The following is a 15781-nucleotide window of genomic DNA, read 5'->3' as shown; positions in this document are numbered from 1 at the left end:
CGATGCTGTCCACTCGTGTGCCGCCCGGCCCCGCAGGGGCCGGGCGGCACGGCAACAGGCGCGCGTTCGAGTGGGACCACCTCGGTTTCCTGCTCGACCAGCAGCAGTACGGAGACGTGGTCCGCTTCGACGACGACCTGTACATCGTGAACTCGCCCGTCCTGGCGGAGGAGGTCCTCAAGCACACCAACACCACCTACGCCATCTCCAGTGACCTGCTGGGCGAGGCGACCGACGGAAGCCGCGCCTCCGAAGACCTGGCCCTGTGGATGCGGGCCCGAAGCCTGGCAGGACGCGGCCTGAACCGGACCAGCCTGCGCGCCGCCGATGACAGCCTCGCGTCGACCGTCGTCCGCCACGCGGAAACCTGGCGCGCACGCGGCAGGATCGAAGCGATCCCCGCACTGGAAGATCTCACCGCGCACCTCATCGCCGAATTCTGCCTCGGGCCCGAGACCGGCAGTGTCCCCGACCGCCTCGCCCGCCTGCAGGACGCACTCCTGCCCCCCACCCTGCCCCTGCCGGCCCGCTGGCACTCGCTGCGCAAACGCCGCCTCCAGCGCGCCGGCCGCGACCTCGCCGACGAAGTCTCCTACCTGATACGCCGGCGGCGCACGACAAGGCGGGACGACTCCCCGTCCGTCGTCGCGGACCTCCTCAACACCGCAGGCGACGAAGGCGCCATCACCCACGAAGGCGCGACCAGCGTCATCGTCGCCAACCTGTTCGCCGCCCACGAGACCACCGCCGCCGCACTCGCCTGGCTGCTCCTCCTCCTCGACCGGCACCCGGAAGTCCATCAGCGGGTACGGGACGAGGCCGACCGGGAGCTCGCGGGCCGACTCCCCACCGCCGTCGATGTGCCCCAACTGGCCTTCACCGAAGCCGTCGTGAAGGAGACCCTCCGCCTCTACCCCCCGCTCTGGCTCCTGCGACGGACCGTGGAGGAGCCCACGGAACTCGCCGGCTACCCGCTCCAGCCCGGCCAGAGTGTCGCCGTCAGCCCCTTCGCCCTCCACCGCGACCCCCACCACTACCACCAGCCCACCGCGTTCAACCCGGACCGCTGGATCGACCGTCCCGCCAACCCGCTACCCAAATACGCGTTCATGCCCTTCGGCGGCGGACCGCGCAACTGCCTCGGAACACATTTCGCCACCACCGCCATGACCATCGCCACCGCAACCCTCGCCCGCCACTACGCGATCACCCAATCACCCGGCACCTCAACCGTCTTCAGCACGCGCACCATCCTCCAACCCCACAACCTCACCCTCGATGTCACCCATCGCCCCCACCCTCCCGGCCACCGACCCGGCGATCGGCAACCAACCACCTCGGCACAGCCCCACGACGACCAGGCAGCCCGGTGTCCGTTCACCGGAACGCCCCCGTCCGGCCTCCCGCAGGCACCACAACGGACGTGACCCGCAGGCCCGGTCCGGGCACGGGAGCCGCGACGGGAACCCGTCGCGTCCCCCGGTCCGGTCTCCTCATCACTCGGCCGCTGCCGTACCCCAGCTTGCCCGTCGAAGGGCCTCGGCCACCTCCGTGGGGTCGGGGGCGGCGTCCGCGGGATCGTCGGGCCACTGCTGGACGATCGCCGCGGCCCACTCGGCCCAGGTGGCGACGAGCCGGTAGTAGTCGGTGAGGAAGCGGCCGACGAGTACGGTCTGGGCGGCCCGTTCCTGGAACGGGGCGTTGCCTGCGAGATAGGCCTGCGCGGCCGCCACGTTGCCCTGGTTGCGCTCTTCGGCCCAGGCCCGGGCGGCGTGGAGGGTGGCCAGGGTATCTGCGCTGGTCCCGGAGTCGGCGAAGAACACCTTCAGTAGCTGTTCGGACTCCAGCACCGGCCCGGCGCTCGGTCGGGGCAGCCAGTCGGCCAGCTCGCGCCGTCCCTCGGCGGTGATGCTGTAGACGGTGCGCGGCCGCCGCCCGACCGCCTCCTTCGTCGCCTCGGCCAGGCCGTGACGGACCAGCTTCTTCGGCTCCTCGTACAGCTTGCTCTGGGCACGGGGCCAGATGCGGCCCAGGCTGCGGTCCATCTGCCGCGCGAGCTCGTACGTGCTCCAGGGCCGGACCGAGAGCAGCCCGAGGATCGCGTAGGACGTGGTGGTGAGCGCCGGGTCCATTGACATCGCCACCCTTGGGATGTAATCCGGTAAATAGTCCCTTTGGGAGTATTTTGAGAGTATAAACGGTGGTGGCCATGATCAGCACTCTTCAGGTCGATCCCTCCAACGCCGAGCAGGCCCGCGCCTGGGACGGCGAGGAAGGCGCGTACTGGGCCGAGCACGCGGATCGGTTCGACCGCGCGGTGCGCCCCCATAGCACGCACCTCCTTGCCGCGGCCGGCATATCCGCCGCCGACCAGGTGCTGGACATCGGCTGCGGCGCCGGCCAGACCACCCGCGACGCCGCGCGGCGGGCGAGCGGCGGCGGGGCCGTGGGCGTGGACCTGTCGGCCGCGATGCTGCGGGTGGCACGGCGGCGAGCGGCGGCCGAAGGGCTGCACAACGCCGGTTTCGTCCAGGCCGACGCCCAGGTCCACCCCTTCCCCGCCGCGGCGTTCGACGTGGCCGTCAGCCGCACCGGGACGATGTTCTTCGCCGACCCGGTCGCCGCGTTCCGCAACATCGCCGGCGCGCTGCGCCCCGGCGGACGCCTCGTGCAACTGGTCTGGCAACCGGCCACGGCCAACGAGTGGTTCCTCTCGTTCACCCAGGCCCTGGCCGCCGGACGCCCGTTGCCCACTCCCGCGCCCGACGCCCCCGGGCCCTTCGCGCTCGCGGACCCGGAGCGGGTCCGGACCGTCCTCGGCGCCGCCGGCTTCACGGACATCCGGCTGGAACCTCACAGCGAGGCGATGTGGTTCGGCGAAGACGCCGACGACGCGGAGCGGTTCACACTCGGCCTGCTCGGCTGGATGGTCGACGAACTCGACGAGGAAGGCCGGCGCCGCGCCGTCGGCAACCTGAGAGCCACCCTCACCGACCACGACACCGACACCGGTGTCCTCTACGCCTCGGCGACCTGGACCATCCGGGCGACCCGCCCGTGACGACCCGCCGGGAGGCGAAAGGGAGCCGAGTCGCCACAGCCTCAAACATCGCCCCGATGTGACACAACACTCCCGGCCCATGCGCCGGGCGGCCTTGTCATACCGCCGGAACACGCCAGACACTTTTTCACGTACGGTAGTTGCGAAGATCCCACGGGTGATGATCCCACCGGGGTGTGAGGGGCTGACAACCACCCATGACGACTCAATCGGCGGCGACGACGCGCCTCGGCGAGGCATCCGGACGGCTTTCCCGGGAGCGCCGGGAGCTGGCCCAGGACATCGCGCGGCGTGTGGTCATCGACCTGGCGCCGCTCGAGGCACGGCGCTTCGAGCAGCGCGCACGGGCGCACTTCCGCCGGCGCCTGCCCTGGAGCGGCCGCCGCACGACACGATTCGATCCGTTCGGGCTCCCCGCGGACCTGCTGACGCCGACCGCCCTGGCAGTGGCCACGGCACTGCTGGGAGCGGTGTCCACGGAAGTGGTCGGCGGTCTGACCCAACGGACCCGGGGCCGGCTGCGCCGGCGCAGGCAGCGTCGGGCCGAGGCCGCGGCGGCGGTCACGCCGCCCCACGTCCCCACCCCGGCCGCCGCGCCCGAGCCCACGGCCGCCGAGCTGGTGCGCTGGCACGCCAGTGCCCTGGCTGCCGCCCGCGGCAACCGTGTACCCGAGGAACTCGCCCGGCGCATCGCCGACGCCGCGCTGGCGCACCTCGTCCATTCCCTGGGTACGAGGACGGCCCCCACCGCCACCGAGGGCACCGCCCCGGACGCCCTCCCACCGAACCCGCCGACCCCCTCGACCCCCTCGACCCCCTCGAACCCACCGAGCCCGCCCGCTGACGACGGGCCGCCGTCGGCCGACCGCTGACGACCGCCGTGTTCCTGCGGGCACTCTTGTTCTGGTTCGCCCTCACCGTCGCTGCCGGCGCCATCGCCTTCCCGACGACACCCGACAGTCAGGCACAGGCCGCCTCGAACCACCGGTCCTGTGCCGCGGAGATCGAGTCCGAGTTCCGCCGCACGCTGCCCTACACCGCCGAGGAGGCACAGCGAGCCGCCGCGACCCCTTTCTGGCAGCGGACCCTCATCCCGGAGCCCTACCGCTCCGAGGTCGCCGAGACCATCGCGCGGAAGTGCGGAGTACGCCCCGTCGACCGTCCCGAGCAGCGTGCGGGCCTGGCCGTCGGCGTGCTGGCGGGCGGCGGATTCCTCCTCTACTGGCTGCTTCCCTACCTGACCATCCTCCGGTACGGCCTCAAGTCCGAGCATCCGCAGGAGGCCGGCGCCGTCGCCGCGGACGGCACGCCCCTTCCCTGCCTCGACACCGCCTTACGACGGCTCGCGGCCGACGCGGGGGTCACCGTGCACGCGGTGCTGTTCAACGCCGTCGACAACACGGCCAACGCCGTCGCCTTCGGGCACGCGGGCCGGCGGTACATCGAGCTGGCGAGCGGCATGGAAGGCCTGCTGGTGAAGGACCCGGCCGCCTTCGACGCCGTCGTGCTCCACGAACTCGGTCACATCCGCAACCGCGACCTCGACGTCACCCAGGGCATCACGGCCCTGTGGTGGGCGTTCGTCACGCTGGTCGCCGCCGCCTTCTGTCTCTCCCTCACGGGATTCGCGGCCGACGGCTCCGGGCTGCGCGCGCTGTGCCTGCAGCTCGCGCTGCTCACCTGCGTGGTCTACGCGGCCCGCAACAGCTACCTCCACTCCCGCGAGTTGCACGCCGACGCGTTCGCGGCCGCCCACCCCGCGGGCGCCGACAACGCCGAGGCGTCCCGGCAGTCGTTGGACCGCTTCCTCGTCCGGCTGGCCGAGCAACGCCCCGACAAGGGAGGCGAGACGTCCGCCTGGCCCTTCGCCACGCATCCCTCGCTCGCCCGCAGGAGGGCGGCGCTGGTCCGTCCCGCGCTCGCCGACGAGTTCACCGGATGGGAGGCGGCCCTGATCGGCTGCATCCTCACCTTCGCCGTGAACCTCGTGCTGGTGCACAGCTTCGACCTCACGATGTTCGCGCTCCGCACGGGCATCCTCGAACTGGCCGATCTGCACACGCTCCGGCCGGTGTACGTCTGGGCCACCCTGCCGCTGCTCCTTGTCGCAGGGCCCGTCATCGGCCTGGGCCTGCGGTACTCCGTCCTCGCGTGGGGCAGCCCGCACCACCGCGGCGTCCACCTGACGACCCGCCTGGCCAGGCTGTCCGCCTGTCTCTGGGCCGGGCTGTGCCTGGGCTGCCTGATCCATCCCGGGCCGATCACCGATGAGCACCCCCCGGACGAGCAGCCCGTCATGCTGTGGCAATCGCTCACCGACTCGGCGGTCCTCGGCCTGGCCGTGACGGCCGCCGTCTCCCTGGGTCTCTGCACCCTCCTGGTCCTCGGCACCGAAGCGGTGGCGCTGCGCCGCCGGCCCGCCCTGCTCCTGACCGGCGTCTACGGGGCGCTCGTCCCCATCGCCTGGTTCCCCACCGCGCTTCCGGCGGCCACCACGCCGTACCGCTACACCGTGGTCTTCGGCCTTCCGCTCCTCGGTGCCGTGTGCCTGCTCCTGTCCCGGCGCTCTCAACCGGCCCGCCTCCTTCAGCAGCCGGTGCGCGACGGCCACGGCCCCGGCACCGTGACGGCCGCATCGTCCCCCATGCGCACCTCGCTTCTCGTCGTGTGCCACCTGACGACCCTCGGGGTGACGGCCTGGGCTCTCGTCGTCGCGGGCCGGCTCCTGACCTTCTCCACGTCCCCCACGCCGTTGGTCCTGGCCAAGTCGCTGGGACTGATGCTGTTCGTCCTCGGCATCGCAGGTGCCGCCCTCGCGCCGCACGACACCGTGTTCCGGCAGCGCGTGCGCGCCGCGATGTGCTGCCTCGCCGGCGCCGCGGCCCTGACAGCGGTGGAGGGTCTCGTGGTCGGCACGATCCCGCCTTCTCTGTGCCTGACCCTCCTGGCCCCTGCCTGTGGCGTGCTCGTGTCCTCCCGCGTCACGGCGGCCGCCCTCTACGACCTGCGGCGCGGCAGGGCCGGCCTGCCGCGCGCTGCCTCCGCTCCCCCTTTCTCGGCAGGGCGAGCACCGGAGGGTTCACGGTCACCGGCGGGCGGAGCGCACAGAGCGCCCCGATCCGGCCTGCTGCGACGCACCGCCCACGGGGCGCACGAGTCCAGGCGGCCGCAAGCACGGCAGGCCGGCTCGGAACCGCGTCAGGGCTGACGCGGTTCCGAGCGCCGCCCTCCTTGCCGCTAGCGGGCGGCCAGGACCGCGTCGGCCACCGACCCCGGCACGGGCGCGGACGCGGCCGGACGGGTGGTGAAGGTGCCCCGGCCCCGGGTCCGGCCGCGGAGCCCGGACGCGTAACCGAAGAGTTCGGCCAGTGGAACGGCCGCCGTGACCACCGCGGTGCCGGCCTGGGCGGTGGAGCCCGAGACCCTCCCCCGGCGGGCCGCGAGATCGCCGAGCACCCCGCCGACGGCGTCCTCCGGGACGGTGACCGTGACCTCCACTACCGGCTCCAGGAGTTCCATCACGCTCGCTCGCAGCGCCGCGCGCAGCGCGAACCGGCCCGCCGCCCGGAACGCCATCTCCGAGGAGTCCTTGGAGTGCGTAGCGCCGTCGGTGAGCGTGACCCGCAGTCCGGTCACCGGGTAGCCGCCCAGGGGACCCTCGGCGAGGGCGTCCCGACAACCGGCCTCCACGGCGCGCACGTACTCCTGGGGCACACGGCCTCCGACGACCGTCGACCGGAACTCCATCCCCGCCTCCTTCCTCGGCTCGACGTCCACGACGACGTGCGCGAACTGGCCCGCGCCGCCGTCCTGTTTGACGTGCCGGTAGACCAGGCCCGTCACGCCCCGCACCACGGTCTCCCGGTAGGAGACCTGCGGCCGGCCGACGGCGACGTCCAGCCCGTGGCCGCGGCGGATCTTCTCCACCGCGACCTCCAGATGGAGTTCGCCCAGACCCGACAGAACGGTCTGACCGGTCTCCGGGTCGGACCGCACCACGAGGGAGGGGTCCTCGACGGCGAGCCGCGCCAGCGCCGACGACAGCCGGCCGATGTCGGCGTTGTGGCGGGCCTCCACCGCCACCGTCACCACCGGTTCGGCCACCAGGGGCGGTTCGAGGACCACCGGCGCCGTCGGCGTGCACAGGGTCGCCCCGGCACGTACGTTCTTCAGCCCCACTACGGCGACGATGTCACCGGCCGTCACCTCCTCCATCTCCTCGTGCCGGTCGGCCTGGACGCGCAGGATCCGGCCGATCCGCTCCGTCCGGCCCGTGCCGGCGTCCAGCACCGTCTCCCCCTTGCGCGTCGAGCCCGCGTACACGCGCAGGTAGGTGAGCCGCCCGGTCGCCGTCGCCGTCACCTTGAACGCCAGGGCGGTGAAGGGCTGCGCCGGGTCGGCGATGCGCTCCTGCTCCGTGCCGTCGAGCGTGCCGCGTACGGCCGGCACGTCGGCGGGCGAGGGCAGGTACGCCAGGACCGCGTCGAGCAGCGGTTCGACCCCGCGGTTGCGGTACGCCGAGCCGCACAGCACCACGACGCCGTCACCGCTCAGGGTCAGGTCGCGCAGTGCGACGGCCAGGGTGTGCTCGGTCAGGGCCGCCGCCGCGCAGAACTCTTCGAGTGCGGCCGGGTGGAGTTCGGCCACCGTCTCCTCCAGCGCCCGGCGCCGGCGGCCGGCCTCCTCCCGCAGCTGCTCGGGTACCGGTCCGGTCTCACACGTGTCGGAACCGGTACGCCAGACCAGCGCGCGCATCCGCAGGAGGTCGACCACACCGGTGAAGCCGTCCTCCCGCCCGATGGGCAGCTGGACCACCAGGGGGACGGTGCCCAGCCGCTCCCGGATCGACGCGACCGCGGTGTCCAGGTCCGCGCCCGCCCGGTCCAGCTTGTTGACGAACGCGATCCTCGGTACACCGTGCCGGTCCGCCTGCCGCCACACCGACTCGCTCTGCGGCTCGACGCCCGCGACGGCGTCGAACACCGCGACCGCCCCGTCGAGCACCCGCAGCGAACGCTCCACCTCGTCGGAGAAGTCGACGTGGCCGGGTGTGTCGATCAGGTTGAGGCGGTGCCCGCCCCAGGCGCAGCTCACGGCCGCCGCGAAGATGGTGATGCCGCGGTCGCGTTCCTGGGAGTCGAAGTCGGTGACGGTGGTGCCGTCATGGACCTCGCCGCGCTTGTGCACGGCACCGGTGGCGAACAGGATCCGCTCGGTGATCGTCGTCTTGCCCGCGTCGACGTGCGCGAGGATGCCCAGGTTGCGGGTGGTGGAGAGAGAAGCGGTGCTGCGGGGTCGCTGGTCGGTGCGCATGGCCCGATGCCTTTCGGGTGATGAGGATAGGGCAGCGCGATTCCCGGACGAAGAGGGCTTCGGTGGTCGGTCCTGACGGCCTGCGGGCGGCCCCGGGGCGGGGCGTCCACACGCCGCCACGCCGTAGGCCGGCGGACACGCACGGCCGGGCCCCTGTCGGGGGCCGGGCGGTGGGCGTGCGGAGGCGGCGGGACGGGCGGAACTCGGACCTCAGACGTGCGTCACGGGCATACGGTGGCGGCCGCGCAGCCGGCACCGCGCGTTCCGGGACACCGGGATCACGTCGTACCGCGCATGGGGAACGAAGGCGGCGGTGCGGTGACGGCACATGGCCCGGTTCCCCTTTCCTCAACTCGGCGACGAGCGCGCCGTGATGTGCTGCGGCGCGTGAGGCGAGTGTAGTGAGCCCGGCCGACCGGTGCACCGGACTTTCCTCCCGGCCGGCCTGGCCGGCGCAGTCGCTGTCGCGCCGGGCTCCGCCCGTCAGAGGTGCCGAAGGACGGCGGAAGTGAATTCGGCGGTGGAGGCGCGGCCGCCGAGGTCGCGCGTGCGCACGGGGGTGGTGGCCAGGACGCCGGCGATGGCATCGGTGATGTCGGCTGCGGCCCCGGGGTGGCCGAGGTGGTCGAGCATCATGGCGGCGGACCAGATCGCGCCGATCGGATTGGCGATGCCCTGCCCGGCGATGTCGGGGGCCGATCCGTGGACCGGCTCGAACATGGAAGGGTGCTCGCCCCGCGGGTTGAGGTTGGCGGACGGAGCGATGCCGATGCCGCCGGCCACCGCGGCCGCCAGGTCGCTGAGGATGTCCCCGAAGAGGTTGGACGCGACGACGACGTCGAACCGGGCGGGGTCGAGGACGAACTTCGCGGCCAGCGCGTCGATGTGCTCCTGGTCCCAGTCGACCGTGGGGTGCTCGGCGGAACGCTCGGCCACCAGCTCGTCCCAGAACGGCATGGTGTGCACGATGCCGTTGGACTTCGTCGCCGACGTGAGGCGCCCGCCGCGCCGTTCGGCGAGGCCGAAGGCGAAGTCGAGGACCCGGGTCACGCCCGGCCGCGTGAACACGGCTTGCTGCACGGCCATTTCATCGGGACGCCCGCGGTTCATCCGACCGCCGATCTCGCTGTACTCGCCTTCGGTGTTCTCCCGGACGACCACGAAGTCCACCTCGCCGGGCGCGGCCGCGCGTACGGGGCTGGGAAGGCCCTCGAACACGCGGATCGGTCGGAGGTTGACGTACTGGCCGAAGGCCCGGCGGATCGGGATGAGCAGCCCCCACAGGGAGACGTGGTCCGGCACACCCGGGTAGCCGACCGCACCGAGGAGGATCGCGTCATGACGGCGGAGCTGCTCCAGTCCGTCCTCGGGCATCATCGATCCGAGGCGCAGGTACCGCTCGCAGGACCAGTCGAACTGCTCGTAGGTGAAGGTGATGCCGTGGCGCTGTCCCACGGCGTCGAGGACCTCTCGTGCCGCCGGGAGGACTTCGGTGCCGATGCCGTCACCGGGTATGAGGGCGATGCTGTGGTTCGTCATGGCTCGAATTCCAGCAATCAGGCACCGTCCGGGTCCAACACGTATCCCCGATGTGCCTCATAGGCTGCTCCTATGAGGCGGTGGGACGGCGATCTCCAGGAAGGCACGGGCCGCCGGCGTCAGCTGCGCCTTGCGGCTCACCAGGACGTTGTGCTGGACGCAGGCCGGTTCCAGGTCGAGGACGAGGGCTCCGGCCCGTTCGGACAGGTCGGCCCAGGATTCCGTCACCACCGCCAGTCCGACACCCCCGAGCACCAGGGGCAGGAAGGCCATGCGGTGCTCGGTCTCCACCGCGATGCGGACGTCGATGCCCTGTGTTTTCAGGTCGTCGACGTAGCCGCGGATCCCGGTCCCCCGCTGCCCGACGATCAGCCGGTGCCCTCCGAGCTGCTCACGTTGGACTGCCTGTCCGGCCGGGAAGGGACCGTCCACCCGGGTGACCAGGACGAGCCTGTGGTCTCCGACAGGGTGCGGGACGACGTCCCGGCCCTGCAGCGGCGACGAGGTGGTCAGCAGTCCGAGTTCGCAGCCTCCCGTGCGCACCATCTCGACCGCGTCCGCGCGGGTGAGGGCTACGCGCAGGCTGAGCGACACCTCTGGATAGCGCTCGGTGAAGCGCTGGATCATGGTGCTGAGGGGTTCGACCGTGAGTGAGGCCATCGCGGCGATCTCCAGGCGTCCGCCGCGTAGTTCACGGACGGCCCCCACGCTGGCCCTGGCCAGCTCCAGGGCGTGCAGGGCTTCCCGTGCCCGTGGAACCAGTGCGCTACCGGCCTCGGTCAGGACCACCCTCCTGCCGATCCGGTGGAACAGGGAGCTGCCCACGTCGCGTTCCAGGGCCTGGATGGACTGCGACAGGGACGGCTGCGACACGTAGAGTGCCGCGGCCGCGCGGTTGAAGCCGCCCTGGTCCACGATGGCGAGGAAGTACGTCAGCTGCCGGAAGTCCACGGTTCAGCGTAGGCCGTCCCGTCTCCTGCCTCACGCCGCACTGGCGTCCCGGACCAGGGGGCCGCCGATCGCCTGCTCCGTCCAGATGGTCTTCCCGCTACTGGTGAACCGGCTGCCCCAGCGGTCGGTGAGCTGGGCCACGAGGAAGAGGCCACGCCCGCCTTCGTCCGTCTCCCGTGCGCGGCGCAGGCGCGGCTGGGTACTGCTGGGGTCGGACACCTCGCAGACGAGCACCCGGTCGCGGATCAGCCGGAGCCCGACCGGGCCGCCCGCGTAGCGGATCGCGTTCGTGACGAGCTCGCTGGCGACGAGCTCCGTCACGAAGCTCAGTTCGTCCAACCGCCAGTCGGACAGCCGGCCCACCACCAGCTCACGGGCGTGCGCGACGAGGGACAGGTCGGGTTCGAGTTCCCACTCGGTGACCTGATCGGACGAGAGGGCGTGGGTGCGGGCGAGCAGCAAGGCGACGTCGTCGGCGGGCTCTTGAGGCAGCACCCCGTCGAGAACGTCCTGGCCGATCTCGCCCAGGGTCCGGATCTGGTTCGCGCCGGCGAGCGCGCTCCTCAGTCTCTCCATTCCCTCCTCGATGTCGCCGCCGCGGCTCTCGACGAGTCCGTCCGTGAAGAACGCGAGCATGCTGCCGGGCCGCACTTCGAACTCCGTTGCCTCGAAAGGCATTCCGCCGACACGTCGAACCAGTCCCCGCCGACTCCCAAGCCGCCCCCCGCCGGCTGGTAGACGCCCACCGTCTCCGCGGCGGCGAAGTCCAGGGCGGAGCACGGCAGCAGGCTCCGCTGCAGGGCCACCACCGACAGGTGTTCCTTCGTGTAGCGGCGCGCGTTGTCCACGCCGAGGGCGGCCCTGGAGGCGATGTCCTGCAGGAGGGCCGCGTCCTCCTCGCCGAACGCGGAAGGCAGCTGACTGCGCCAGACCGTGACGCAGCCGAGGATCAGACCGCGCGCGTAGAGCGGCACCGCCACGGAGGAGTGCGCCCCGCTCGGGACGAACAGGCGCAGGGTCTCGGGGTCCACGCCGAGCGTCGCGCGGAGTACGGCGACGTCGGACACCAGTACCGGCCGTCCTGCCATGAGCGGCCGCATCACCTCGGTGTCCGGTACGGGAGGGAGCGCCTCTCCGACCGGCAGGAGGTCCTCCGCGGAGATCCCCGGGCTCTGCGCGGCGGCGGTCCGGCGCAGGCGGACATCACCGCTGGCGTCGAGGTGCGCGGGCGCGTCGCCCACCAGCACCGGCTCGGCGAGGTCCACCGTCGCCAGATCGGCGAAATCAGGGACGAGCAGATTCACGAGGATCCGGGCCATGTCCGTCACGTCCAGGGAGGCCCCGATGCTCGCGGCGGCGGCGTGGGACAGCCCCTTCCGGCGTCGCTCCGAGTCCCGCTCGACCGCCTCCGCCGCGGTTTCCGCCGGGGTGACCAGGACGAGCCACTGATCGTCGGCGTCGGAATCGGAATCGCCTGGAGCGTGCGCTGCGAGCCGGACCACCGTGCAGACCAGAGGGACCTCGCTAGCGGGAACCGCCAGCGGGCGACCGGCCGCTCCCGGCTCCGTCCCGGCGCGCGCGAGCAGCCCCAGCAAGAGCGCACAGGTCTGACCCGGCGACCCGCAGCGCGCCCTCGCGGGGCGGCGGGCTAGCCGCGCGCGCGCCGGCGCCGTACGAGGATCCCGACGGCCGCCCCGGCCAGGGCCGTTGCCACCACGCCCGCCGTCGTCCACCAGAGGGCGGGCCCCGATCCGGGCTCCGCGGGCTGTGCGGGGGCCTCGGAGGCCGGAGCCGGCATCGGTGTCTGGACCGGTGTCTGGACCGGTGTCTGTGTCCGGGTCGGTGCGGGCGACGGTGTGGCGGGACGGGGAACCGGGGTGCCGGTGACCGGTGCCGGGTCCACCACGGGTACGCCGACTTCGAGCTCTCCGTGCCCGAGGGCGGGGAAGCCCACGTCGACGGTGACCTTCCAGGCGCCGGGCGGCAGGGATTCGGCCGTGGTCCAGCCGGCCGGCGCCGCGGCGGGGTCACGCACCAGCCGCCAGGGCCCCATGGTGCGGGCGCCGTCGCCGCTGACCGCGTTCACGGTGGCGGCGACCGCCTCCTCGATGGCGTCCCCGTCGTTCTCCCAGGTGATGTCGGCGGTGATGCGGCCCTCCCGCTGCCCGGTCATCACCACCTTCACGGTGTCGCCGTGGGCGTGCGCCGCGGCGGGGGACAGCAGGATCAGGCCGAGTGCGGTCAGGACGGCCTGGAAAGCGATTCGTATGCGCATCGTGGCGGTGCTCCGGGTGGGGTGAGGGGCCGGCGGACGGCCGCGCGACGCGGCCGTCCGCCGGAGGGGACTTCAGGGGGCTGTGAGGGTCAGCCGGCCTTCTGCACGGTCCAGGCCTGCGCCGGGCGGCCGTCCGCGCGCTGGAGGTCGAGCAGCCAGTTCCCGTAGTAGGGGCGGCTGCTCACGGTCAGCGCGAAGCCGCCGCTCGGGTCGGTGACGTTCACCGCGCCGCCACTGGAGGCCAGCTTCCAGGCCTGCGCACCGGCGCCGCCGCAGGGCTGCTGTGCGACCCACATGCCCGCGGCCGGAGTGCCGCCCGGCTGCAGGCACTTGCCGGAGACCGCGGAGCGGATGCGGACCAGTCCGTTGCCCGCGTCGTCGAAGTACCACTGCTGCTGGGCGTACCCGTTGGAACGCGCCCCGACGAGCACGGTGCCGTCGGCGCTGCGCCCGCCCCAGACCTCGGCGGCCATGCCGGTGCTGCCGTTCCCGAGCAGGTACCGGGTGCCGGGGCTGGTCGCACCGCCGCCCGTTCCCTTCGTGCGGAAGGACGCGGCCTTGCCGGGTCCGCTGTCCCGGCCGGCGCTGTCGCGGACGGAGACGGCGACCGTGTAGGAGGTGTCGGGCCGGAGGTTGTAGACGCGCAGTACCGGGGACTGGACCCACGCCAGGTGCTTGCCGTTCAGCAGGACCTGGTACCAGGCGGCGCCCTCGGCCTTGGGCCAGTTCACGACGGCGGAGTCCGACTGGACCTGACCCACCGTCACAGCCGGTCCGCCCGTGGGCTTCTTGGTCGGTGTGGGTGTCGGCTTCTTGGTCGGCGTCGGGGTCGGGGTCGGACCGGGGTCGGTGCCGCCTCCGCCCTTGTTCCGCATCAGGAACTGGTTGTCGGCGATGTTCCAGTGCGTGGCCAGGTAGCTGCCGGCCTTCGGGCCGGTGTGGAAGTAGTCGTCGTGGTTGCAGTCCAGGATGTTCTCGGACGCCTGGTTGGTGCAGATGTTGCGCATCTGCGGGTAGTACGGGGTGTCCGAGTAGCACATGACGTCGAACTCGTCGGTGCAGTGCGCGCCGCGGCTGGTGTTCGGGGCGCTGTTGTTGACGGCGCCCAGGTTGTGGCCGAGTTCGTGCGCCGCGGTGTGGCCGCCCCAGCAGCCTGAGTCCGTACGCCCGTACGAGGGGCCGAAGTTGCTGAGGTTGGCCTGGCCGGGTCGCTCGTCGCCGTTGAAGGTGCCTATGCCGCAGTAGACCTGGGTGTCCGCGAAGATCATGTACTTGCGGTCCCGGCGGTCGAGCCCCTTGCCGGCGAGCGCGGCGTTGGTCGCGCTGAACTCTGCCAACGCGGAGTCCGGGAGCTCGATGTTGAGCACGGTCGGGGTGCAGTCGGCGGCCGTCACGTAGCGGATGTGGCGGACGCCGCCGGTCTCCTGGGCGCTCGCCGCGTAGATGAGGTCGGCGTCGGCCGCCCACTTGCGGAACGAGGCCACGTACTCGGAGAAGCGGTCGCGGCCGGGGCCGTGGATGTACACGACCTGGACGCGGTTGCCGGTGCTGCCGTCGCCGTCGCACTGGACGGTCTGGCCCGCGGGGCCGGCCGCGACGTCCTGGCCGGCGGCCGAGGGCGCGGGCGCGGCGGACTTGTCGGCAGCGCGGTCGGCGTCGGCGGCGGGCGCGTCCTGAGGACGTCCGCCGCCTTCGCCGGTCGCCGGGTCATCGGCGGCGGGGCGGGCCGGATCGGCCGCCGGCGCCGACGCCTTGACGGCGGGCGGGATGTCCTTCGCGATGTCGACACCCTTGGGCGGGGCGTCGGGGCCGTGGGTGCAGAGACCGGCACCGGTCCGGTAGACGCCGGCGCACCGGTCGCCCTTCGGTGCGGCGGCGAGGCCGTCGTAGACCATGCCGCGCGCGCTCTCGTTGGCGGGCGCGCTCGCGAGGGGTTCGGGCTCCTGGTCCCGGGCGGGCGCGGCGGCCGGTGCGGCGGCCTCCGCACCGGCTTGCACGGTCACGGCCTGGGCGTCGTCACCCAGTCCGGAGTAGGCGATGCCGGCGGCGATCACCGCCGCCGTGGCCATGGCGGCGGTGAGGAGTATCAACCGCCGGGGTTTGCGGCGGTGTTCACGCCGTCTGCGTCGTCCTGGCATGGGCACCTCAAGTCTGTGTCGAATGAGTGGGTGCGCGGAAGCCTGCCAGACGAATGCGGCGGAGAATTCGGACAAAGAGGAGCGCGCTTCGAGAAATCGTTCCGTTACCTGTCCGCCAAATCTGACGAACACTCAATACTCAAGTAAACAAGGCAAGTTACGCGCGTCACGTGTATTGGTCCAGGCCTTATCGGAGGGAGTCGTTATCAAATCGAGATAAGGGGCAAGGGCCTATTGACGGGAATTCAGTCAGGGATTCATCTAATTACTACCTGTCGAATTCCCTTCGTCACGACCCGTGAGGAACTCGGTGCCCGGCCGGCTCAGCGGAACAAGGCGGGGTTCTCCGTGGGCCCCTGACGCAGCGTCCGGGCCGGGATGCCGGTATCCGCGCGACCGTGTCGCGCGCCATGAGCAGCTCGTCATCGAGGCCCCGCCGGAGTTCGAGGCGAACCCCCGTGGGACACCAGCACCGCCCTGGACGACCGATCGACGCCGCCGACG

At 72.3% G+C, this 15781-nt stretch carries 12 protein-coding genes; 4 read left to right on the top strand and 8 right to left on the bottom strand.

The features are described 5' to 3' along the window. The first annotated feature begins 2 nt into the window (after positions 1 to 2). The gene (locus tag J7F03_RS16275; protein ID WP_214950075.1) at positions 3 to 1427 is read left to right on the top strand and encodes a cytochrome P450; all 1425 of its coding nucleotides are present in this window, start codon (positions 3 to 5) and stop codon (positions 1425 to 1427) included. A gap of 69 nt (positions 1428 to 1496) precedes the next feature. Here the strand turns inward: J7F03_RS16275 and J7F03_RS16270 are convergent, their stop codons facing one another. Then, entirely contained in the window at positions 1497 to 2138 is a 642-nt protein-coding gene (locus J7F03_RS16270; protein WP_214950481.1) for a PadR family transcriptional regulator, read from the bottom strand. Between the two features lie 71 nt (positions 2139 to 2209). Here J7F03_RS16270 and J7F03_RS16265 point away from each other — a divergent pair, with 71 nt between their 5' ends. The 3 genes from J7F03_RS16265 (at position 2210) to J7F03_RS16255 (ending at position 6269) form a co-directional block, all read left to right on the top strand. Then, complete coding sequence (locus J7F03_RS16265; protein ID WP_214950073.1) at positions 2210 to 3061, top strand: class I SAM-dependent methyltransferase; 852 nt, start codon at positions 2210 to 2212, stop codon at positions 3059 to 3061. A gap of 197 nt (positions 3062 to 3258) precedes the next feature. Next, on the top strand, positions 3259 to 3933 hold the full coding sequence (locus J7F03_RS16260; protein WP_214950071.1) for a hypothetical protein: 675 nt from the start codon (positions 3259 to 3261) through the stop codon (positions 3931 to 3933). Positions 3934 to 3941: 8 nt separating this feature from the next. Beyond that, positions 3942 to 6269, top strand: coding sequence for a M48 family metalloprotease (locus tag J7F03_RS16255; protein ID WP_214950069.1), 2328 nt, complete (start codon positions 3942 to 3944; stop codon positions 6267 to 6269). A 29-nt stretch (positions 6270 to 6298) separates the two neighbouring features. Here J7F03_RS16255 and fusA read toward each other — a convergent pair whose 3' ends face one another. The 7 genes from fusA to J7F03_RS16220 all read right to left on the bottom strand — a co-directional run bounded on the left by fusA (position 6299) and on the right by J7F03_RS16220 (position 15229). Next, the gene (gene fusA, locus J7F03_RS16250) at positions 6299 to 8374 is read right to left on the bottom strand and encodes an elongation factor G (protein WP_214950067.1); all 2076 of its coding nucleotides are present in this window, start codon (positions 8372 to 8374) and stop codon (positions 6299 to 6301) included. Between the two features lie 483 nt (positions 8375 to 8857). Beyond that, positions 8858 to 9913: a tartrate dehydrogenase gene (locus J7F03_RS16245; protein WP_214950065.1), complete on the bottom strand. Its 1056-nt coding sequence runs from the start codon at positions 9911 to 9913 to the stop codon at positions 8858 to 8860. Between the two features lie 57 nt (positions 9914 to 9970). After that, entirely contained in the window at positions 9971 to 10864 is an 894-nt protein-coding gene (locus J7F03_RS16240) for a LysR family transcriptional regulator (RefSeq protein WP_214950063.1), read from the bottom strand. A gap of 30 nt (positions 10865 to 10894) precedes the next feature. Beyond that, positions 10895 to 11500: an ATP-binding protein gene (locus tag J7F03_RS16235; protein WP_251072022.1), complete on the bottom strand. Its 606-nt coding sequence runs from the start codon at positions 11498 to 11500 to the stop codon at positions 10895 to 10897. Continuing rightward, positions 11428 to 12366, bottom strand: a complete 939-nt coding sequence (locus J7F03_RS16230) for a GAF domain-containing protein (protein ID WP_214950059.1) — start codon at positions 12364 to 12366, stop codon at positions 11428 to 11430. The genes J7F03_RS16235 and J7F03_RS16230 overlap by 73 nt, the downstream gene beginning before the upstream one ends. A 146-nt stretch (positions 12367 to 12512) precedes the next feature. Continuing rightward, the gene (locus J7F03_RS16225; RefSeq protein WP_214950058.1) at positions 12513 to 13139 is read right to left on the bottom strand and encodes a hypothetical protein; all 627 of its coding nucleotides are present in this window, start codon (positions 13137 to 13139) and stop codon (positions 12513 to 12515) included. A gap of 89 nt (positions 13140 to 13228) precedes the next feature. Continuing rightward, complete coding sequence (locus J7F03_RS16220; RefSeq protein WP_251072021.1) at positions 13229 to 15229, bottom strand: RICIN domain-containing protein; 2001 nt, start codon at positions 15227 to 15229, stop codon at positions 13229 to 13231. Positions 15230 to 15781: the final 552 nt, after the last annotated feature.

This window comes from Streptomyces sp. ISL-43, from assembly GCF_018614195.1.
Lineage (GTDB): Bacteria > Actinomycetota > Actinomycetes > Streptomycetales > Streptomycetaceae > Streptomyces.
Note: the sequence above shows the minus strand (reverse complement) of the source record. Positions and strands in the feature narration are given on the sequence as shown.